Raw genomic sequence first — 21,270 nt, forward strand, 5'->3', positions numbered from 1 at the left:
CTGGCAAGAAGCCCGCCTTTACAGCGGGCAAGTGCAAATTATTTAGGGTTGACGATTTGGGTGCCGGTTTCAGTGCCCAGCAATAATACATCTGCAGGACGCATGGCAAACAAGCCGTTAGTCACTACGCCTACGATATCGTTCAGGGTTTTTTCCAACTTGATTGGTTCCATGATGTCCAGACCGTGCACATCCAGAATGACATTATGGTTATCAGTGATAACACCTTCACGATAAACTGGCTGACCGCCCAGTTTTACGATTTCACGGGCGACATAACTACGTGCCATCGGGATAACTTCAACCGGTAAGGGGAATTTACCCAGTACATCCACTAATTTGGTTGCATCGGCGATACAAACAAACTTATCGGCTACGGCAGCAATAATTTTTTCGCGGGTTAATGCACCGCCGCCACCTTTAATCAATTGCAGATTATGGTTGGACTCATCCGCACCATCGACATACACGGCAACTTCTTTAACATCATTTAAATCGAAGACTTCAATGCCATAATCTTTTAAACGCTGTGTTGAAGCATTTGAGCTGGATACGGCACCTTCAATACGATGTTTGATAGTAGCTAGCGCATCGATAAAGTGATTTACAGTAGAACCCGTACCCACACCTACTACACCGTCAGTGGTAATGTATTCCAAAGCCGACCATGCAGCTTGTTTCTTCATTTCATCAGCAGTCATTGCGATTCCTTGTTAATTTGAATGGCTTGATTTATCCGGCCAATTATAGAGATAAATGGTCGGCAATGGTAACGTAGTCATCTTTGTTTAACTTAACAGACTGAATCTGGAACCCCATGCTCACAGGCTATGTAGAAAAAATCCTCAAAGCGCGCGTTTATGATGTCGCTATCGAAACACCTTTGGATTTAATGCCAAGATTATCCAAGCGACTGGATAATCAGATTCTGATTAAGCGTGAAGACTTACAGTCGGTGTTTTCCTTTAAGTTGCGTGGCGCTTATAACCGGATGAGCCATTTGACTGAAGCCGAGCGAAAGCAGGGCGTAGTCGCCGCTTCAGCAGGTAATCATGCGCAAGGCGTTGCATTGGCAGCCAATAAAATGGGTATTTCGGCAATGATCGTCATGCCGATTACCACTCCACCTATTAAGGTCGAAGCGGTTCGCATGCTGGGTGCTGATATTACCCTGCATGGCAACAGTTACGACGAAGCCTTTGATTTTGCCCAGCAGGTTTCTATCGACCAAGGCCGGGTGTTTATTCATCCTTATGATGATCCTTTAGTGATCGCCGGGCAGGGCACCATTGCGATGGAGATCATGCGCCAGCACCCGGATCCGGTATACGCAGTATTTATTCCGGTAGGTGGCGGCGGCTTGCTCGCCGGAATGGCAGCTTATATCAAAGCAATATGGCCGGAAATTAAGATTATTGCTGTTGAACCAGCTGATGCGGCCAGCCTTAAGGCTGCTCTGGATGCAGGGGAGCGGGTCAAACTGGATCAGGTTGGTTTGTTTGCCGATGGTACAGCGGTCAGACAGGTTGGCGAAGAGCCGTTTCGTATTGCACAAAAGACGGTCGATCATGTGGTCACCGTGGAAACAGATGAAATTTGCGCCGCGATAATGGATGTGTTTGACGACACCCGCTCGATAGCTGAACCGTCGGGTGCTCTGTCGATTGCCGGTGCTAAAAAATATATCCAGCAAAATGGTTTACGTAACAAAACCATGGTGGTTATCAACAGTGGCGCGAATATGAATTTCGATCGGCTTCGTCATGTGGCTGAACGGGCGGAAATTGGTGAACGTCGGGAAGTGTTGTTTGCCGCAACCATTGATGAACAGCCGGGCAGTTTCCAACGGTTCTGCAAAGCTTTGGCCGATCGCGGTATTACCGAATTCAATTATCGTTATGCGGATAAACAGCAAGCACAGGTGTTTGTTGGTGTGAGAATGTCGGGCCGTGACGAAGAGCGGCAGATTCTGTTTGAGAATCTGACTCAGGCGGGTTATCAGTGGATTGATTTCAGCGATAACGAAATGGCTAAATTACATGTTCGTTATATGGTTGGCGGACATGCACCGCAAGCTGACAATGAGCGTTTGATTCGCTTTGAGTTTCCGGAACGTCCTGGCGCCTTATTACGTTTTCTGACGCATATCGGACAACGCTGGAATATCAGCCTGTTTCATTACCGTAATCATGGTGCTGCCTATGGCAGGGTGCTGGTGGGTATCCAGGTAACGCCTGAATTCAATGAAGAATTTCAGGCGTTTCTGGATAATCTCGGCTATGTCTACTGGCTGGAGACAGATAACCCGGCTTATGATTTATTTTTAAAGTGATTAATTGGTTACAGTAGTAGTGTCGCTGATTAATTGAATCTGACCATGAACATCAACAGAGACTTTATTGCTGCCCGCTTCAAGGGCAGCAGGTGCACTTTTGCTGCTCATATCGGCTGACATCATCATTTGGCTTTCCATGCGATATACCGGGGCGTAACCACTGGTGTTCACCGACATATTCACCAACCGGTAACCGGGTTCATTGAACTGTTGCTGCACTAACGATGCTTTATCACGAAACTTACTGATAGCCTGCTGCATTAATTCATTTTGCGTAGATTCGATTAAAGCATCGGACAGCGAAAATTCAATCGATTGCACCGTACCTAATGCTTGCACCTCACCCAGCAATTCACTCATTTGAGTGAAATCATGGCTATGTAAACGGATTTGTTGGCTGACCTGCCAGGAGACGATCTGACTGTCTTTATACATCGGACGGGTTTGATAACCGGTTGTTTGAGATTTTACTGAAGCAAAGGCTTTGATTTTTTCGAGCAATTGGTTGCTGCGCTGATTGACCTGTTGGCCTAATTTAGTCGGATCAGTACCATTGAGCATGACCTGTATCACGCTGGTTACTTGATCATTAGCCACTTCTGTTGACGCTGTTGCATTGAGGTTGATTAGGTTAAAGTTCAATTCAGTTTCAGCCGTCGCATTGGCTGAAAACAACAGCAGTGCTATAACAAAAAAGGTGTTTTTCATACTTTTTGATTCCTGTGAGAGAAAACGATCGTTGAGTTTGGCTTGCTGTCAGCGCAGCATGGTTGCTAAATTAACAGGATTTGACTGACACTGTCAGCGGATTACCGCACAAAATTATTTTAACGTTGAGGATAGACATGAAAGCTGTACAAAAAATTCTGCCTGATTCAGAGCGCCTGATTGAAGCTGCTGCCGAACATTTCGTCGTGACTGCACGCTCTGCTATTGCAAAACGAGGCGTCTTTTATGTTGCTTTGGCAGGTGGGTCGACTCCTAAAGGTTTATATCAAAAACTCGCAACATCGCCTTACGTAGAGCAAATTGACTGGGCAAGGGTGCATATCTTTTTTGGCGATGAGCGTTGTGTACCGGCAACGCATGATGACAGTAATTTCAAAATGGCCAGACTGGCGATGCTCGATCATTTACCCATCCCCGCAGAAAATGTGCATCGCATGCCAACCGAAAGTGGCGATGCTGCTGAAGTCGCCAGTCGCTACGAGGCGACCATAAAATTGGTTATGGAAGATAAACCTTTTGATTTGGTGTTGTTAGGCTTAGGTCCGGATGGCCACATTGCGTCACTGTTTCCTGAAACTCCGGCACTTGAGGTAACCGATACGTTAACCGCCAGTTTGTTTGTAGAAAAATTTCAATCCTGGCGCGTGACATTGACTTACCCAGTCATTAATTCCGCTCGGCAGGTCATTGTATTTATTGCCGGTGAGTCCAAAGCGGAAATTGTCAGAGATATCACTTCCGAATCAGTAAGTGGATTACCGGTACAACGGCTCGCGCCAACGGGTGATTACTACTGGTTTATGGATGAAGCAGCCGCAGCGAAATAATTATGAAAACGTTGTTAGCGGCTGACATCGGTGGTACCAAAACGTTATTGCAATTGAGCTATTCCGATGGCGAAGTTATAGCGCAACAACGTTTTGACAATAATGCTTTTGCTGATTTTGAACGTCTGCTGACAACATTTTTATCATCAATACCGGCTAATATTTTTCCTGTAACAAGTGCCTGTTTTGCCATTGCAGCACCGATAACTGGCCGACGCGTTCAATTAACCAATCTTCCCTGGATAATTGATGCCGACAAACTTTTAGCTGATTTTCCGATTGCCGAGTTTGAATTAGTCAATGATTTTGCAGCGGTAGGTCATGGAATTGGCGAACTGGCTGAGCAAGATTTAATTGTCTTGCAGCAAGGTAAGCCACAGGCCAAAGCGTTAAGAGCTGTTATCGGGGCGGGCACAGGGTTGGGACAAGCCATAATGTCACCTATCCATAAAGGCTGGCGGGTCTGGTCAACTCAAGGTGGTCATACTGATTTTGCTCCACTGGATCAAGCACAGCAACCGTTACTGACTAAGTTGTTGGCGCAATTTGAACATGTCTCGTATGAGCGGGTATTGTCGGGATCAGGTTTAGTCATGCTCTATCAGTTTATGGCGGAGCAGCAAGGAATAATTAGTGACAATACCTTATCTGCTGAGCAGATAAGTGAACAGGCGATGCTGCATGCTGAACCGTTGGCGGTAAAAGTCATGCAACTGTTTATAGAGATTTACGGTGCTCAGGCCGGTAATCTGGCGCTGACGACATTACCCAGAGCCGGGCTTTTTATTGCCGGCGGTATTGCAACCAAAAATTTAGCGTTATTTGAACAAGACCATTTTATGCAATCTTTCCTCGCAAAAGGACGGATGAGAGAGGTATTGGAGCAAATTCCAGTCTACCTCATCAATAATGCTGAGGTGGGACTGATAGGAGCACGTCTGTTGGCTCAAAAAGCGTTGTATAATGTCTAACATGACGGATAAAAATAATCACATTCTGGTTAATGTAGAAACCACCTATCTGGATCACGAATCTGATCCGGCAAAGGCAAGGTATCTTTTTGCCTATACCATCACCATTACCAATGAAGGCGACACGCCTGCAAGACTATTGTCACGCTATTGGAAAATTACCGGTGGAGATGGTCATGAGCAAGAAGTGGAAGGTGATGGTGTTGTTGGACAACATCCTTATTTAGCTCCGACTGAGACTTTTACCTATACCAGTGCAGCTATGCTGGATACACCTGTCGGCATGATGCAAGGTCATTACAACATGATGGATGATAACGGCAGTCGTTTTGCAGTTGATATACCGGCATTTACCCTGGCTGCACCGCAAAAGTTACATTGATAATCGCAGTGTTATAAACATTTTCCAACGGAACCTGTCGCGCAAATCCGTCCGTCAATCCAGATAGCTTTATCCAATATGGCGTTTTGCAATTCACTGCCGCCTAATTTGGCATCCCGCAGATTAGCAAAGCTCAAATCACTGTAGGTTAAATTGCTGTAAGACAGATCGGCTTGTTGCAGATTTGCGCCTTTCAAATTGCTGCCTTGCAGATTGGCATAACTCAGATTAGTCAGCTGAAGATCGGCATAACTCAAATCGGCTTCATGCAAATCACTGTTCATCATGTTTGACATTGCCAGTGCGCTGTTACGCAGATTTGCTTTTGTCATATTAACCGAAGAAATATTCATGCCGGGTTTCAGACAATTTTCCCAATTTACTTCTGGCGCTGGAGCACTGTCACAATCTGCATCCGAAAGCGTTGAGGGGGTAGGGAATAAAAAAGCGCTGACAAATATGCCGATTAAAATCAAAGCAATAATCAATATTGGCCAGAAACGGGCGGGACGTTCTGGTTTAAGCCTTTGCAATAATTCACTACGTTGCTGACGTTGTTGAATTAAAAATTCGGGTTCCTGCTTACGTCGTTGTTCCCGGCGCATTTCACGTTCGGCTTCTGTCAGTGGCTGATCATTGCGCCGATCAAAGCCATCACGCTCATCAATAGTCAATGGTGGGGGAATGATGGGCTCGACAACTTCCTGTTCAAGAATCTCACTTAATGGTTGCCAATGCTGTTGGTCAGCACTAATCTCGGTTTGAGGATTAATTCTGCCCAATTGCAGATTACTTTTCAGCAAAGCCATAGTGAATGGACCATTAACGGTCTTATTCTGGCGGGTATACCATTTTGTACTGAATTTTGTCATTGGCCGGTCTTTGGCAGCAAGTTGGTTGTTATACTAGCATTGTGTTTAATGCTGGGTGAATTCATGCAAATACCTCAGACCTCACAGGCTGCTCAGGTCACTGTAAGTGGTTCGGTAAGTCCAACGTTGGCGTTATCGCCCGGACAAATTGCGCAAGCTGTGGTGGTATCGACAGGTAAAGCTGGCGAAAATGTCGATATTCAGCTGGCTGGAAAGGTTTTTACCATTCAGGTTGGTGTCGATTTACAGCGAGGTCAGACTATCGAATTGCAGCGAACCGATACTGGCGATAAAGCGGCTTTTAAATTGGTCTCTGTAGCTGCAATTCCACCCGTTTTAACAGACTTTCGGCCGGGCCAAACGTTACTTGCCGAAGTTATAAAAATGCTGCCTCAGCAATCTATCCTGCTGGCACTGCAGCAAACTGGAAAATTACCTGTTCCTTTGGAATTGGATGTCAGCAGATTGAGTTCCAGTTTCAAACCTGGTCAACAACTTTTAGTACAAATCCTCAGCAGCTCGCCTTTAAATGTCTCGTTACAGAATCCGAGTCTGAATGTTGCAGAAACCATCAATTCTCAACAGCGTCGATTATTACCGCTGGTTTTAGCACAACCCCCGCAATTACAAAATGTGATTAATGCATTACCGGAATTGAAATCGATGGTGCCGGTGCAAAATGCGGTCAGCCAGATGTGGCAAAACATCCGCGAGCTACAATCCGTCCAACAACCAGCCAATTTGCTGCAAGCTATTCAACAGTCTGGTGTGTTTCTGGAGCGTCAATTGCTGCAGCCTAATCCTCAAGTTAGCGGTGATTTCAAGGCCAACTTGCTGAAGCTGGCTGCGGCGCTGGAAGGGCAAATCCGCCAAACAGCTAACGGCCAAATCAATGCTCAGAACCTTCCGGTCGAAATTCGTACGGCATTGATAAATTTACTTAATCAGCCAGCGGCACTGCAGCAACTTCCATCACATATTACCAATGCACTTTTGGCAAGTGGTCAGACTCCCGCGCAGCTATTGACCATGTTGCTCGCCGGACAGACACCCACTGGTACAGCGGCTAACAGTCAACAAGCCCTAACGGCGCAGAATATAACCACCCAGCAAATTGCTCAGAACGCTCAATTGCAGGCTGGGGTAAATGATTTAGCGAGATTGCAGATTTTACTTCGAGAAGTAGAAACAGCTATCGCCAGGGTGCAAATGAACCAACTGACTATGGTCAGAGAAGCAGATAATCCCGCGCAACCGCAAGTATGGTTGATGGATGTGCCGCTGCGTGACAAACAACAACTGCAGTGGATGCAATTACAACTACAAAAAGGGTCAAAGCAAGATTCGGATGCTGAGGAACAGTGGCAAGTCACGCTTAATCTGGAAACTCAAAACCTGGGTAAATTGCGTGCTTCTATTGGTTTGCAGGCAACCATGGTCAGTGTTTCCTTAACCGCTGAGGATCCAAAAGCCGTGGCTTTACTGGAAGAGAATATTGATATCCTGCAGCAGAAATTATCCGCACTGAATTTACAAGTGCGTCAATTAAGTTGTCATTGCGCTCCGGTTGAGTGGTTAACACCGGTTGCACAGAGTTCTCAGACAGATGCTTTATTGGATATCTCTGTATGAAACAACAGGATCAGCCATTACGTGCGATTGCACTGCATTATGATGGGGATAATGCGCCAACGGTGACGGCAAGTGGTGAAGGTGACATCGCCGCAGAAATTATCCGTATTGCCAAGCAACATAATATTCCATTACGTGAAGATGCGGCATTGGCTGACATGCTTAAAGATATGCAATTAGGAGAAGCGATACCCGAAGCGTTGTATCGCGTTATCGCAGAAGTGATTGCTTATGCCTATATTGTTTCAGGAAAGTTCCCTAAGGAAAAAAGTTAAATTCCTATCGCATTAATCAGTGTTAAAGCATTTTTTAACCGTTTTGGGTGGGGTTTATTCTTTAATACTTTATAAATAGCATTATGAAAATCGTATTAAGTATTGATTTTAAAATATAAAGCAGCTATTTTCATTTGTATGTATTTCACAACTGGTCATAAGAAACCGCCTACAAAAACAGATGAATACGCTACTCACCATTGAGTCACCGATGTCAAAGACATCCGAGCAGAGCCTGACGGCACCGATCTCTGCTGCGGAAGTTAATGATTTATTGGCTGCTCGTATTTTGATTGGTGGCACGCGTTTATCGGATCTGGCTTTTCTACAAACCATGTTGTCATTGAGTGGTTTTACCAATATCACCACCGCAAATGGCCCCGAAAAGCTGATGCAGGTATTGAGACAGACCATTACCGACGATCATTGTGATATTGATTTAATTATTCTGGACTGTCGTTTAGGTGATTGTAATGCCCGCGAATTGCGTCTCAAGCTGGACCAATTCGATGAGTGGCGATTGATCCCGGTGATTGCCTTAACCGAAAAATCCCAATGGAATCACAATCAGCTGTTAACCGATTTAGGCCATGGTGTTACATCTTTGTTATATCGGCCTTTAACCGCAGAAGCGTTACCTCCAGCTGTTATGACCACCTTAGCTATCAAACGCGAGCGGGATCACTATCATCTTCGCCAACAACAGATTGAAGATGAAAATGCCCAATTGCGGGTTATGGAAGCACGTCTGCAATTTTCAGTAAATCACGATGACTTAACAGGACTGGCCAACCGACGACGCCTGGAACAGGCTCTTGATATTACTCTAACCCAAGTACGAAATTTCCATACTAGTAGCGCGGTATTTTATATCGATCTGGATAGTTTCAAAGTGCTTAATGATGCAGAAGGTCATGAGGCTGGCGATACCTTATTGGTACAGGTGGCAAATTCGTTAAGGGGCTTTTTTAAAGTCCGCGATACCCTGGTAAGAATCGGTTCAGACGAATTCGCTGTATTAGTGGACACCATCGATCCAGAGACAGCGGTTGCTCGGGCCGAAGGGTTGCGAGATTTGTTTGATGGCTATAGTTTCACCTTTCATGATCATGAATATCATTTATCCGCCAGTATCGGTGTTAAATGCATTACTGAAGCCAACCTCTCGACCGTGGGTGAAATCCTGTCTCATGCCAATCAAGCCTGCTATACAGCTAAAAAGCGTGGACGCAATCGAGTTCATGTTTATAGCCCGGCAGATCGGGAAATGTATGCGTTAAGACACAGTGTAGAGTGGGCACCTAGGATTCGTGCGGCGTTAAAACAAGAAAATTTCATTCTTGAATTTCAACCTATCTATTCGCTGAAAGAAAACAAAATAAATCATTACGAATGTTTGATCCGAATGCGCGGGCAGGGAGATAAACTGTATTATCCGCAGGATTTTATTCCAGTAGCAGAAGCCATGGGACTGATTCATCAGATTGATCTATGGGTTGTCAGCCATGCCTTTGAACTACTCAGAAATATCCCGGGAGACATTGCTCTGGCAGTGAATTTATCAGGCAATATTTTTCTGGATAAAAATTTATATCCGTTGGTTGAACGCAAATTGCTGGAAACCGGGGTCGATCCATCACGTCTAGTTTTTGAAATTACCGAAACCTCGGCCATTTCCAACTTTGATCAAACCAAACAAATGGTGGATAGGCTTCGCCATTTAGGATGTCGATTTGCGTTGGATGATTTTGGCGCGGGATTTAACTCGTACAGTTATTTAAAACACTTCCCGGTGGATATTTTGAAGATTGATGGTGGTTTTATTACCAATTTACATAATGATCCGGTGGATCAGTTATTGGTGAAATCAATGATCGATATCTCACATAGCCTCGGCAAGAAAACCGTGGCGGAATTTGTCGAAGACAGAGATACGCTGAAAATGCTGCAGGATTTTGGTGTCGACTTTGTGCAAGGCTATTTAATCGGTAAGCCGCAACGCGCATTGCCGCCGAAGCATTAGTGTAAGTCTGTTACTGAATGACGCTGCGCGCCATGCAGGCGGGTAATCAATAAAGCTTCTTCTTCACTTAAATTACAATTATCAATCAGCTGGTTAATATCTACGCCTTTGCGGGCCAAGCGAATAGCATGCTCGTAGCTTTGCTGTTGCGGTTGCCCTAAATCCATAGTGTTTTGTTGTTCACGCATCTTCATCAGAGCTTGTTCAAATCGCACAATTCGTTCGTCGGAACCCACCGCTGCACTGCAGAGTGCTGATAGTTGTTGTTGCAGGGAGGTTATTTGACTGGCTTGCGCCCGACTTAATCGAAAAAACCTATAGCTGGTCATCAGCAAAACAAGGCCCAGTAAACCGATCAGTATGTATAAGCTGTATAAGATCATAATGTGCTCCCAAAATCACACATATTCATCAATAATGCCGGTTTTAGGCGGCCGTTTAGGTGGAATGTCTTCATGGTCTTCCGGTTTTCGTTCATCCGGCTTTTTCGGTTTATAACGCCTTTTCTCATCCGCCGGTGTATCCACATGGGTGGAGGGCACCAGTGGTTGAGCAGGATGAATTTCATCGGCCATTTGATCACATTAAAAGCTGGCGATATCAGCTATTTCATCATCATTCAGCAGTTTGTTCACATCAACCAGAATCAGTAGGTTTTTATCTCGACTACAGACACCCTGAATAAAGCGTGAACTGTCTTCACTGCTGACATTCGGTGCGGTGTCGATTTCTGATTGATGTAGATAAACCACTTCTGCAACACTATCAACCAACATGCCAATAACGTTGCCATTCACTTCAGCGATGATAATTCGCGAGTCCTCATCTGTTTCCCGAGAGGGCAGACCAAATCGCTTACGGGTATCGATGACAGTAACGACATTGCCACGCAGATTGATAATGCCCAATACATAATCTGGCGCACCGGGTACCGGGGCGATTTCAGTAGGTCGCAATACTTCCTGCACCTGCATCACATTGATGCCGTATACCTCCTGCTCCAATTGGTAAGAAACCCACTGAAGAATCGGATCATTTCCGGCCTGATTTGCTTGTTCGCTCATTTTTGTTTCCTTATTCACAAAACATTGACTCAGGTGATGCTGCCAATTTTATGACGTTCTTTATCTAATCCTATCAAAGCACAGTTTGTGCCAGTTTTTTTGCTCTGTTATCGTAATATTTTCAATAGTTCAGTTAATGAAATAATACTGCTTAATGGAGACATCAACATACCTGCCAGCCATGGTCTTTGACCAGGCTCACGTCGCCAACGCACATTTTCGTCCTCAAGCTTCACTACATGACGTATAGCAGAGACTGCTAATCCTAACTGTTTATTATTCACTAGTAATATGTAGCGGTTATCTTCTGAATTACTTGATTGATTGGTAATTAATGTTGTCAGATCAATCACTTCTGTATGTTGTTTAGGGCGGCTTAAGGTGCCAACCACATAGCTTGCATATCCTGGTATTTGCGAAAGACCTTCTTCCGGCCAGGTTTCAATGCCATCCAGTTCATCGAGTGACAATGCCAATTGCATACCGGCAACTTCAAACAATAATGCCTGACCTTTTTGCCCAGGTAGACTATTGATGGATTCACTTATGTCAGGTTCAAACTCAGCAACTATTGGATCTGTTTCAATGGTTTCAGTTACATTTTGCTCAAGCGTATCCAGTTCTTCATCCAGCAATAACTCTTGCAGATAATTTGCCAGGGCTTGCTGAGGCTCTTTAATTTGCGTTGGCTTAGACATTTTTGTCCGACTTTGTCGTAGTGGCTTTGAGGAGTTTTTTCATTAACCTTTCATAGGCCATACTGCCACGACTTTCAAGATTCAGTGCGGGTAACGGGATACCTGACTTGCTGGCATCACGAAATTGAGTATCAATCGGGATAGCGTCCTGCCAGAGATTCTCCTCATGATCCTGTTGCATTTTCAATAAAGTCTGCGTGCCGGCGCGAGTCCGGCGATCAAACATGGTAGGCACGATCAAATAAGGCAGTTTGTGCTGGCGGGAGTGATTGATCAGTTGCAGGGTATGCAACATGCGTTCAAGTCCTTTCAACGCCAGAAATTCGGTTTGTACCGGTATTAATAATTCATCACAGGCCGCCAAAGCATTTACCATCAATACGCCCAGCATCGGTGGGCAGTCTATCAATACATATTCAAAACGATCATGAAGTTGCTGTAGGGTTTTGTGAATAACCAAACCTTTACCACTCTGAATACCTAACTGACGATCCAAGGTAGCCATGGCCGTTGCTGCGGGTAACAGGTAAATATTCTCCTGACTGGTCTTTTTTAATGTTTTGAATATTGCATTCAGAGGTTGCTGGTCTGACTGCTGAAATAAAGTGTAGACACTGTGTTCAATCGTGTCAGGATCAAAACCAAAATAAGTGGTCAATGAACCATGCGGGTCCATATCCACTAGTAATGTGGAGTGACCTTTTAACGCAAGATGGCTGGCCAGACTGACCACCGTGGTGGTTTTGCCGACGCCGCCTTTTTGATTGGCAATGGCCCAGACCGTCATGGTGATGTTTCACCAATATCGGTGGGCGCCAAAAGCGGCGAGGTCAGGCTGTCTGTAATAGGTGTACGAATATTCTCCACCTCTGTTGCAGGTTGATTTAATTGCTCATCAAATACTTCAAGGGTTCTTCGACTTTCCTGACTGCCTAAAATCACTAATACAACGCGGCGGTTTTTTTGCCTGCCAGCTTCAGTTCCATTATCTGCAATGGGTTTGAATTCGCCATAACCTATAGCAGACATCCGACCTGGTTCAATGCCAAAGCGATCCAGTAAATTGACTACGCTCGCGGCCCTGGCGGCGGACAATTCCCAGTTAGATGGAAATCGCGTTGTATTGATAGGTTGATCATCAGTAAAGCCTTCAACCTGAAGAGGGTTTGCGACTGGGGCCAAGACATCTGCAATTTGACCGATAACAGGCACAGCTTCCCGAGCCAGGCGTGCATCGCCGCTGGCAAACAGAAAACTTGAGTTAATCTCTACCTCTAACCAATCATCGGTTTGTTTAATTGTTACATTTTCATTAGTAATTAAATCAGCAAGCGCATTGCTAAGTTGTTGTGAAATATCATTAATAGTACGCACACTTTGCTCAGAAACCGGTGGTCGTTCTTTAGGTAATTCCGGCAATTCAATTTCAAAATCAGGCACATCCGGTTTGCCGGGAGAGGCGACACGTTCACCTTGTCCACGGCTAACCTCACCAACCTGAATCGGATCACTGCTACGAGTTGGCTGCGAAAAAACGCTTTCCAAGGTTTCTGACAATACCCGGTATTTACCTTCATTGACCGACGAGATGGAATACATCACTACAAAAAACGCAAATAACAAGGTAATGAAATCAGCATAGGAAACCAACCACCGTTCGTGGTTTTCGTGTTCTTCATAGCGTTTTCTGCGGGCCATAATTAACTTAAATATGCCTGCAGACGGCTCTCGATATTGCGTGGATTATCTCCGTCAGCCACGCTGATCAAACCATCTATCAACATCATTTGTAATTGGGTGCGCCGTTGCACCAGCGTTTTGAGTTTGTTACCAATTGGTAAAAACAATAAATTTGCCAAGCCGACACCATAGATAGTAGCCACGAATGCCACTGCGATACCAGAGCCCAGAGATGAAGGATCTGCTAGATTTCCCATCACATGTATCAGTCCTAATACTGCGCCAATGATACCTATGGTCGGCGAGTAACCGCCCATGGCCTCATAGACTTTAGCTGCCTGTAAATCGTTGTTTTCCATAATATCGAGATCGGTTTCCAAAATCTCCCGAATGATTTCTGGCTCGGCACCGTCGGCAATAAGCTGCAAGCCTTTCTGCGTAAAGATATCTGATTCCTGCAAGGCCATTGCCTCCAAACGGAGTAAACCCTCACGTCGGGCGATTTGGTTCCAGTCGAGAATTTTTTCTAATAATCGTTTAGCGGATTGTTGGGGAGGCTTGAAGATCCACACGGTCATTTTAAGCGCACGGATAAAGGTATTCATCGGCGTTTGTAACATTACCGCACCGAGCGTGCCGCCCAACACGATTAACAGCGCTACGGCGTTAAGAATGGTGTCGAGATGACCACCTTCCAGATACTGGCCTACAATGATGGCGCCAAACCCAATCAATAAGCCCAGTATGCTGAGAATATCCATGGCTATTTAAGCGCCGTCAGTAGTTTACCAATTTCCGTCAGACTCAAAATTTTATCTGCTATACCTGCTTTGGCAACGGCCATAGGCATGCCATAGATGGTACTGCTTTGTTGATCCTGAGCCCATATAGTCGCGCCTTTTTGATGCATTTTTATTGCACCTTCACAACCATCGGCCCCCATTCCGGTGAGGATAATGGTCAGGGTTTGTGCCGGACAAATCTGTGACACTGATTCCAGAGTGACATCTATACAGGGTCGGTAAGTAGCAGTTTCAGGGCCTGGGTCTACCTGCAAATAGAGCTGACCGCGGCGACCTTTAAGTAATAACTGCTGACCACCAGGTGCCAAATAAGCAACCCCCGGGCGTAGAGGATCATTTTGTTGAGCTTCTTTAATCTGAATATCACATTGTGAATTTAATCGTTCAGCAAATGATGGTGTAAATGTCGCTGGCATATGTTGCAGGAGAATAATCGGAAATGGAAAATTAGCCGGCAATTGTGACAAAACATTCTGTAACGCTACTGGCCCACCGGTTGATGTACCAATCACCACTAATTCTATTTTCTTCTTTTCAGCAGGAATAACGGGTGTGGCGGGTTGTTCCGGAGCTTTAACAATGGATGTATGTTTATTGGGCTTGGAATGGGTTGCCAGAAAATTAATGCGATCACAGAGTTTTTGGCGGGCACTGGCCTTGTCCTGGGCTAAATCTTCAAACCGTTTTGGTAAAAAGTCCATAGCCCCTGCATCTAAAGCATCCAGAGTTGCTTTGGCACCATCAGTTGTCCATGTTGACAGCATTAATACCGGAGTAGGACGTCGTCGCATGATTTTCTTGACGGCGCCAATACCATCCAGTAGAGGCATTTCCAAATCCATGGTGACCACATCGGGTCTATAACGAGATACCTGTTCTACCGCCTCCAAACCATCAGCGGCACTGGCAATAACTTCCAGCCGCGGATCGGCGTTAATGATTTCAGTCAGTCGCCGGCGGAAAAATGCTGAATCATCAACAATCAGTACCTTTACAGTCACAAATATCCTTAATAATTTCGATGTGCGTAGGTATTCATTAACTCTGGGAAATCGAGAATAAGTGCAATACGTCCATCACCGGTAATGGTTGCTCCAGCAAAACCTTTGGTGCCGTGCAAAAGGGCGCCAAGAGGTTTTATGACGACTTCTTCCTGTCCTATCAGTTGGTCAACAACGAAACCTACTTTACGTGTGCCAACGTTAACAATAACGACATGTTCAGTCGTTGCTTTACGTTCTGCAACATTCTGTTTGTTGAGCCATTTACGCAAATAAAATAGTGGCAAAGCTTTGTTTCTTACGATAACCGTTTGTTGACCATCTACGGTATTGGTTTTATTCAAATCGAGGTTAAAAATTTCATTCACACTGACTAGCGGAAAAGCAAAAATCTGATTGCCCAGCATCACCATCAAAGTGGGCATAATGGCCAGGGTTAATGGCACCTTAATTGAAAGTGTTGTGCCTTTACCGATTTCAGACTGAATATCAATCACGCCGTTTAGTTTGGAAATGCTGGTCTTGACCACGTCCATGCCCACACCACGACCGGAAATATCAGAGATTTCCTGTTTCATAGAAAAGCCTGGAGCAAAAATCAGCGCAAAACATTCGGATTCAGTTAGTCGGGAAGCTGCCTCTTCATCCATCATGCCTTTTTCAACGGCTTTGCGACGCAACACTTCAGGATTCATACCAGCACCATCATCTGAAATGGTTAACAGAATATGGTCACCTTCCTGTGCCGCTGCGAGAACGATTTGGCCTTGTTTAGGTTTACCAGCAGCTTCACGCGCATCCGGCATTTCAACGCCATGATCAACCGCATTACGAACCAAATGCACTAGTGGATCAGCCAAGGCTTCGACCAGGTTTTTATCTAAATCGGTTTCTTCACCACGTAACTCAAGATTGATATCTTTTCTCAAGCTGCGAGCTAAATCACGTACAACGCGAGGGAAACGGCCAAACACCTTTTTAATTGGCTGCATGCGGGTTTTCATTACCGCGGTTTGTAGATCGCCAGTGACTACAGCCAGATTGTTTACTGCCTTAGCCATTTCTTCATTTTCAAAAGCGGCTTCGAGCGTATTGATACGGTTTCGTACCAATACCAGCTCACCCACCATATTCATAATTTCATCAAGTCTTGCAGTATCCACCCGAACACTGGTATCGGCTGCTGCTTTTGCCTGAGGTGCTGCTGCCTGCGCTGCAGCGGCAGGTTTTACAGCGGTTATGCTGTCACCATCATCGTCTGATGACGTTGTATCAATTTTCGGGGTAATAGGCTGTTTTGCCGGCTCGACCTTTGCTTTTGGCGCTGGCGCTGGAGTTGGAGTTTTAGCGGCAGGTTTTTTACCTTGTAATTCGTCTAATAATGCTTCAAATTCTTCTTCAGAAATCTCGTCATTACCGCTTGTTTTGACCTGCTCTGCTTTGGGCGGTGCTGCGGGTGGAGTAATGCCTGGTGCGGCATTGCCATGAAGTTGATCCAACAAGGCTTCAAATTCGTCATCCGTAATATCATCACCAGCTGCAGAATTATCAGTTGGAGCTGCAACAACGACGGGTTCAGGTTCAGGAATGGGTTCTGGTTCAGCTGCGGCCACAGGGGCATCACCAGATAAATAGGCTGCTAATTGTTGAATAATCTCCGGATCGGCTTCAGTAGGGAAGGAGCCTGCTTTTACCTCAGCAAACATGCTGTTAAGACTGTCCAATACCTTGAGAAAGGTGTCCATCATTTCTGCATCCACCAGGCGTTCACCTTGGCGTAACAGATTAAAAACATCTTCACCTTTATGACACAGGTTAACCATGGCCTCGAGACTTAAAAAACCCGCACCACCTTTGATGGTGTGAAAGCCTCGAAAAATGGAGTTCAGTAAATCTTTATCTTGAGGTTGGGTTTCCAGAGCAACTAATTGCTCATTCAATCCATCAAGAATTTCTTCTGCCTCAACCAGAAAATCCTGCAGAATTTCATCATCTGTATCTAAGGCCATGCTCCTGTCCTTCTAAAAACCAAGACTGGATAACAAATCATCCACATCGTCCTGATTGTTGACCACATTCGGTTTATTTTTAGCGTTTATCTGCGGTCCTTCTGCTTTTAAGGGATCAACAGCCTTCGTTTCTCCACTTTGCTGAGGTTGTCCTGCCACCTTAACCAGCTTCACCAGATTGGTTTCAACTTCTCCGACCAGTCCAATGACCTGGCGTAAAACCTGTCCAGTTAAGTCCTGAAAGCCCTGTGCCAGGGTCATTTCAGATAGGTTATTGTGTATTTCTCCAGCATGCATAGTCACCACAGGTAAGTAAGCTTCAATTTCCCGGCTCAAATCTCGGAATTCTGTTGCTGACATTTCCCGATTTCGAAAGCGTTGCCAGCTTTCATTGAGCTTAGCGGCAGTTTGTTTCAATTCATTAGCCAAAGGTAGGGTTTTATCAATGTACCCCAGTGTTTTATGTGCAGCTTCTTCGGTAGTTTGAATAACGTAGTTCAGACGATCCCGAGTATCCGGCATATCATTGTGAGTCAAATCAACTAGTCGGGCATCAACTTTGAAATTATTCAATGCTTCATGAAGTTCGCGAGTCAGTTTGCCAATTTGCTGAAATAACGCACTTTCACGAGCATTGGTTAAGGCCATTAGTTCTGTTTTAATACGATCATCGTCATCCTGTTCAATCGCATTAATCAGCGCCCGCGCGGCTTCAAGTTGTTCTGTTTTATTCAGAGCTTCCATAAATTCCTTTCCAACGGGTTATTGGGCGTTAATACGTTCAAATATTTTTTCGATTTTTTCTTTTAATGTAGCGGCAGTAAATGGTTTGACAATATATCCATTGACGCCAGCCTGAGCGGCTTCAATAATTTGTTCTCGCTTAGTCTCGGCAGTAACCATTAGTACCGGCAAAGTCGATAATTTAGGATCGGCGCGCACGGTTTTAAGCAGATCGATTCCCTGCATGCCTGGCATATTCCAATCGGTCACTAGAAAGTCAATGCCACCGGCATTTAAAATGGGCAGGGCGGTTAAACCATCATCGGCTTCAATGGTGTTATTGAAACCAAGATCGCGTAATAGATTTTTGATAATCCGTCGCATTGTAGAAAAGTCATCCACAATGAGGATTTTCATATTTTTATCCAAGGTATACCTCCCAAAATTACTGCATCCAATCGCGAAGCTTACTACGCAATCTCACCACGGTTTGCGTGTGGATTTGACTGACCCGTGACTCACTGACGCCGAGTACTTCACCAATTTCTTTTAAATTCAATTCTTCATTATAGTACAGGCTCATCAATAACCGTTCACGTTCAGGCAGCGCATCAATCGCTTCGGCAAGAGCTTCTTCAAAACTGCTATTTTCGGCTATTTCAGCCGGTCCAATTTCATCGCTACCAAATGCATCACCATCTGTTAACTGATTATCGGTCATATCATCCAGGCTGAACACCTGATGTCCTGATGCATCCTGCAATTGCTGGTGATAGCTTTCCAGTGTAATGTCCATCGCATTGGCTACTTCCAAATCAAGAGGCGATCGACCAAGCTGTTGTTCCAGTTGATGCATAACTTCTGCAATCTCACGAGCTTTACGATGTACCGAACGTGGTGCCCAATCATTACGACGAATTTCATCGAGCATCGCGCCACGAATGCGAATTCCCGCATAGGTTTCAAAGCTGGCGCCCTGACTGGCTTTATATTGGTGAGAAGCATCCAGTAAACCAATCATGCCTGCCTGAATTAAATCATTTACATCTACTGTGTGAGGCAAACGTGCCACCAGGTGATAAGCAATACGTTTTACCAAACCACCATGCTGCTCAATGAGCTGATGCTGAGTGAGCTCTGATACATGGTTGGGGTACATGCTTACACCAATCATCCTAACCGGCTTCCAAGCTAGCCTGTATAAGACGCTCTACAAAAAACTCCATATTCCCCCTAGGTTGTTTGGCGACAGGCCAATAATCAATTTTTTTGGCCAGATGCTGAAAGGCAATTGCAGATTTACTGCGGGGTAAAAACTCAACCACAGCACGTTGCTTTTTGACTGCCCGACGGAGATCTTCATCAAACGGCACAATACCCATAAAGTTTAAGGTCACATCCAGAAAACGGTCACAAACAAGTGATATTTTATCGAACAATTCACGACCTTCCTGAATACTGCGTCCCATATTGGCAATAATATGAAAACGTTCGACACCATGTTCGCGACTCAATAGTTTGATAAGTGCATAGGCATCGGTGATGGAGGCGGGTTCATCACAAACCACAACGATCACTTCCTGGGCGGCTTTGGTAAAACTGACGACGCTGTCGGCAATGCCTGCAGCACTGTCGATCAATAGAATATCAATATGATCATCCAGTTCACTGAATGCCTGAATCATGCCGGCATGTTCAGCCGGGCTGAGTTCAGCCATTTTTTTAACGCCAGAAGCGGCAGGAATAATCTGTAAACCGGAAGGGCCGTCAACCATAATATCTTTCAGGCTTTTATCACCCTCAAGCACATGCAGCAGGTTGAATTGCGGGTGCAGACCCAGCATCACATCAATGTTAGCCAGACCCAGATCAGCATCCAACAACACAACTTTTTTTCCCTGTGTTGCCAAAGCAACGCCTATATTAACGGTCACATTGGTTTTACCCACGCCACCTTTACCACTGGCAATCGCGATTACTTTCACGGGTTTTGGCACATGAGTCATTTTTCGCAGACCACTTGCCTGATCTTGGGGTGCGTCAGCCATAAGCGGCAAAACCTCCATAACTGGATACGGTTTGAGGATCCAGTGCTTGTTGTTCAGATTGCATCAACTCGCTGGCTTGATTGACTAAGCTGTTAGGTCGTGCCAGACCGAGATCTTCAGGCACTTGTTGACCATCACAGACATAAGCCAGAGGCAGTTGATGGCGAATAATTGCAGATACCGCACCACCAAGGCTGCTGCTTTCATCAGTTTTAGTGAGTATGCAGCCGCTTAAATTAAGGTGCGAAAACGCTTTAATGATATCACTCAGAGCAGGGTTTTGGGTGGTTGCAGAGATCGTCAGGAAATGACGGATGCGCGGCGAATGCTGCATTAACATGGCGATTTTTTGGGTTAACTGAATATCACGTGGATTCATACCTGCAGTATCGATCAGGATAAAGCGCCGATCAAGCATATCGTTAAGCGCTTCGCCGAGTTCTTGATGATTTCGTGCTACGCGTAACGTCACGCCCAGAATACGGGCATAACTACGTAACTGTTCTTGTCCACCGATACGATAACAATCAGTGGTGATTAGGCCGACCTGGCGTGCGCCATGTTTCAATGCACAACGCGCTGCCAGTTTGGCAATGGTCGTGGTTTTGCCAACTCCGGTCGGACCGACCAGCGCCATAATGCCGCCTTTTTCAATGATGTCCTGATTGGACAACGGAATCTGCGCCGCCAATTTACCAAGTGATTGACGCCATGCGGTTTCCAAATCATCAATTCCCTGACTGGCCTGAACCAGTTGCTTGGCGAGTTCGACATCGGTTCCCATACGCATATGCCGTTGCAATACCTGCATTTGCGTCGGACTTTGTCTGGCCATGTCTTTCCAGGTCAAATCGGATAACTGGTTTTGCAGCATATCCCGCAGGCTGGCAATTTCCTTACGCATCTGTACCAGCGTTGGTTCCTGTGACCATATATTTTGTTGTGGTGTGACATAAGCAGGTGCAGCCGGTTGGACCGGGTCGATTTCAATTTTGGGTTCGTCGACAACCTGACGAGTCACTGTGGCCTGACGACGAAACTGCGTCTCGTCATAATCTGTTGCAGCCACAATCTCCACGCCGCCATCAACGCGGGTATTAGAGAGGATAACGGCATCCGGTCCAAGTACTTCACGTACTTCGCGGATTGCCTGACGTACATCTGCCGCCTGGAAACGTTTAATTTTCATCACATCACC

Annotated in this window: 24 protein-coding genes; 7 read left to right on the forward strand and 17 right to left on the reverse strand. The window is 45.4% G+C overall.

Going from position 1 to position 21,270, the window contains the following annotated elements; genetic code table 11:
- Nucleotides 1-38 precede the first annotated feature (38 nt).
- Nucleotides 39-701 (reverse strand): ribose-5-phosphate isomerase RpiA, encoded by a 663-nt coding sequence (gene rpiA, locus E8Q33_RS02405; RefSeq protein WP_069294998.1) that lies wholly within the window; start codon nt 699-701, stop codon nt 39-41.
- 116 nt (nt 702-817) lie between these two features.
- On the opposite strand from rpiA, the gene ilvA reads away from it, so the two are divergent.
- Nucleotides 818-2,332 carry a threonine ammonia-lyase, biosynthetic gene (ilvA, locus tag E8Q33_RS02410; protein ID WP_136552575.1) on the forward strand — a complete coding sequence of 505 codons (1,515 nt, stop codon included), beginning with the start codon at nt 818-820 and terminating at the stop codon, nt 2,330-2,332.
- Here ilvA and E8Q33_RS02415 read toward each other — a convergent pair whose 3' ends face one another.
- On the reverse strand, nt 2,333-3,043 hold the full coding sequence (locus E8Q33_RS02415) for an SIMPL domain-containing protein (protein ID WP_069294996.1): 711 nt from the start codon (nt 3,041-3,043) through the stop codon (nt 2,333-2,335).
- A 137-nt stretch (nt 3,044-3,180) separates the two neighbouring features.
- Here E8Q33_RS02415 and pgl point away from each other — a divergent pair, with 137 nt between their 5' ends.
- Genes pgl through apaG form a run of 3 tightly spaced genes read left to right on the forward strand, consistent with a single transcriptional unit; the run spans nt 3,181 to nt 5,244 of the window.
- Nucleotides 3,181-3,891 (forward strand): 6-phosphogluconolactonase, encoded by a 711-nt coding sequence (pgl, locus tag E8Q33_RS02420; protein WP_136552577.1) that lies wholly within the window; start codon nt 3,181-3,183, stop codon nt 3,889-3,891.
- Between the two features lie 2 nt (nt 3,892-3,893).
- On the forward strand, nt 3,894-4,862 hold the full coding sequence (glk, locus tag E8Q33_RS02425) for a glucokinase (protein WP_136552579.1): 969 nt from the start codon (nt 3,894-3,896) through the stop codon (nt 4,860-4,862).
- Nucleotide 4,863: 1 nt separating this feature from the next.
- Complete coding sequence (gene apaG / locus E8Q33_RS02430) at nt 4,864-5,244, forward strand: Co2+/Mg2+ efflux protein ApaG (RefSeq protein ID WP_069295080.1); 381 nt, start codon at nt 4,864-4,866, stop codon at nt 5,242-5,244.
- A gap of 11 nt (nt 5,245-5,255) precedes the next feature.
- Here apaG and E8Q33_RS02435 read toward each other — a convergent pair whose 3' ends face one another.
- Nucleotides 5,256-6,116 (reverse strand): pentapeptide repeat-containing protein, encoded by an 861-nt coding sequence (locus tag E8Q33_RS02435; RefSeq protein ID WP_136552581.1) that lies wholly within the window; start codon nt 6,114-6,116, stop codon nt 5,256-5,258.
- A 63-nt stretch (nt 6,117-6,179) separates the two neighbouring features.
- Between E8Q33_RS02435 and E8Q33_RS02440 the strand changes: the two genes are divergently transcribed.
- The 3 genes from E8Q33_RS02440 (at nt 6,180) to E8Q33_RS02450 (ending at nt 10,046) form a co-directional block, all read left to right on the forward strand.
- Nucleotides 6,180-7,748 (forward strand): flagellar hook-length control protein FliK, encoded by a 1,569-nt coding sequence (locus tag E8Q33_RS02440; RefSeq protein ID WP_168800122.1) that lies wholly within the window; start codon nt 6,180-6,182, stop codon nt 7,746-7,748.
- The gene (locus E8Q33_RS02445; RefSeq protein WP_069294992.1) at nt 7,745-8,023 is read left to right on the forward strand and encodes an EscU/YscU/HrcU family type III secretion system export apparatus switch protein; all 279 of its coding nucleotides are present in this window, start codon (nt 7,745-7,747) and stop codon (nt 8,021-8,023) included. The genes E8Q33_RS02440 and E8Q33_RS02445 overlap by 4 nt, the downstream gene beginning before the upstream one ends.
- Nucleotides 8,024-8,234: 211 nt before the next feature.
- A complete protein-coding gene (locus E8Q33_RS02450; protein WP_136552585.1) occupies nt 8,235-10,046 on the forward strand; it encodes a bifunctional diguanylate cyclase/phosphodiesterase in 1,812 nt (603 codons plus the stop codon).
- Here E8Q33_RS02450 and E8Q33_RS02455 read toward each other — a convergent pair.
- The 14 genes from E8Q33_RS02455 to flhF form a co-directional block, all read right to left on the reverse strand.
- Nucleotides 10,043-10,429 (reverse strand): DUF2802 domain-containing protein, encoded by a 387-nt coding sequence (locus E8Q33_RS02455; protein WP_136552587.1) that lies wholly within the window; start codon nt 10,427-10,429, stop codon nt 10,043-10,045. The two genes, E8Q33_RS02450 and E8Q33_RS02455, sit on opposite strands and share 4 nt — an antisense overlap.
- Before the next feature lie 15 nt (nt 10,430-10,444).
- Nucleotides 10,445-10,621, reverse strand: a complete 177-nt coding sequence (locus tag E8Q33_RS15415; protein WP_168800123.1) for a hypothetical protein — start codon at nt 10,619-10,621, stop codon at nt 10,445-10,447.
- Nucleotides 10,622-10,630: 9 nt separating this feature from the next.
- Complete coding sequence (locus tag E8Q33_RS02460) at nt 10,631-11,110, reverse strand: chemotaxis protein CheW (protein WP_084002825.1); 480 nt, start codon at nt 11,108-11,110, stop codon at nt 10,631-10,633.
- A gap of 107 nt (nt 11,111-11,217) precedes the next feature.
- Nucleotides 11,218-11,808, reverse strand: a complete 591-nt coding sequence (locus tag E8Q33_RS02465) for a chemotaxis protein CheW (protein ID WP_136552589.1) — start codon at nt 11,806-11,808, stop codon at nt 11,218-11,220.
- Nucleotides 11,801-12,595, reverse strand: coding sequence for a ParA family protein (locus E8Q33_RS02470; RefSeq protein ID WP_136552591.1), 795 nt, complete (start codon nt 12,593-12,595; stop codon nt 11,801-11,803). The genes E8Q33_RS02465 and E8Q33_RS02470 overlap by 8 nt, the downstream gene beginning before the upstream one ends.
- On the reverse strand, nt 12,592-13,506 hold the full coding sequence (gene motD / locus E8Q33_RS02475; protein ID WP_136552592.1) for a flagellar motor protein MotD: 915 nt from the start codon (nt 13,504-13,506) through the stop codon (nt 12,592-12,594). The genes E8Q33_RS02470 and motD overlap by 4 nt, the downstream gene beginning before the upstream one ends.
- Before the next feature lie 2 nt (nt 13,507-13,508).
- Nucleotides 13,509-14,249, reverse strand: a complete 741-nt coding sequence (locus E8Q33_RS02480) for a flagellar motor protein (protein ID WP_069294986.1) — start codon at nt 14,247-14,249, stop codon at nt 13,509-13,511.
- 2 nt (nt 14,250-14,251) lie between these two features.
- Nucleotides 14,252-15,292 (reverse strand): chemotaxis response regulator protein-glutamate methylesterase, encoded by a 1,041-nt coding sequence (locus E8Q33_RS02485; RefSeq protein ID WP_069294985.1) that lies wholly within the window; start codon nt 15,290-15,292, stop codon nt 14,252-14,254.
- A gap of 8 nt (nt 15,293-15,300) precedes the next feature.
- Nucleotides 15,301-17,301, reverse strand: coding sequence for a chemotaxis protein CheA (locus E8Q33_RS02490; RefSeq protein ID WP_136552594.1), 2,001 nt, complete (start codon nt 17,299-17,301; stop codon nt 15,301-15,303).
- Between the two features lie 12 nt (nt 17,302-17,313).
- A complete protein-coding gene (locus E8Q33_RS02495; protein ID WP_069294984.1) occupies nt 17,314-18,045 on the reverse strand; it encodes a protein phosphatase CheZ in 732 nt (243 codons plus the stop codon).
- Between the two features lie 18 nt (nt 18,046-18,063).
- On the reverse strand, nt 18,064-18,453 hold the full coding sequence (gene cheY, locus E8Q33_RS02500; protein WP_176718893.1) for a chemotaxis response regulator CheY: 390 nt from the start codon (nt 18,451-18,453) through the stop codon (nt 18,064-18,066).
- A gap of 16 nt (nt 18,454-18,469) precedes the next feature.
- Entirely contained in the window at nt 18,470-19,198 is a 729-nt protein-coding gene (locus tag E8Q33_RS02505) for an RNA polymerase sigma factor FliA (RefSeq protein ID WP_069294982.1), read from the reverse strand.
- 1 nt (nt 19,199) lies between these two features.
- Nucleotides 19,200-20,072 (reverse strand): MinD/ParA family protein, encoded by an 873-nt coding sequence (locus E8Q33_RS02510; protein WP_136552598.1) that lies wholly within the window; start codon nt 20,070-20,072, stop codon nt 19,200-19,202.
- Nucleotides 20,065-21,261, reverse strand: coding sequence for a flagellar biosynthesis protein FlhF (flhF, locus tag E8Q33_RS02515; RefSeq protein ID WP_136552600.1), 1,197 nt, complete (start codon nt 21,259-21,261; stop codon nt 20,065-20,067). Before flhF ends, E8Q33_RS02510 begins: the two co-directional genes overlap by 8 nt.
- Nucleotides 21,262-21,270 lie beyond the last annotated feature (9 nt).

Origin of the sequence: Methylophaga sp. SB9B (assembly GCF_004832235.1) — a bacterium.
GTDB classification, from domain to species: Bacteria; Pseudomonadota; Gammaproteobacteria; order Nitrosococcales; family Methylophagaceae; genus Methylophaga; species Methylophaga muralis.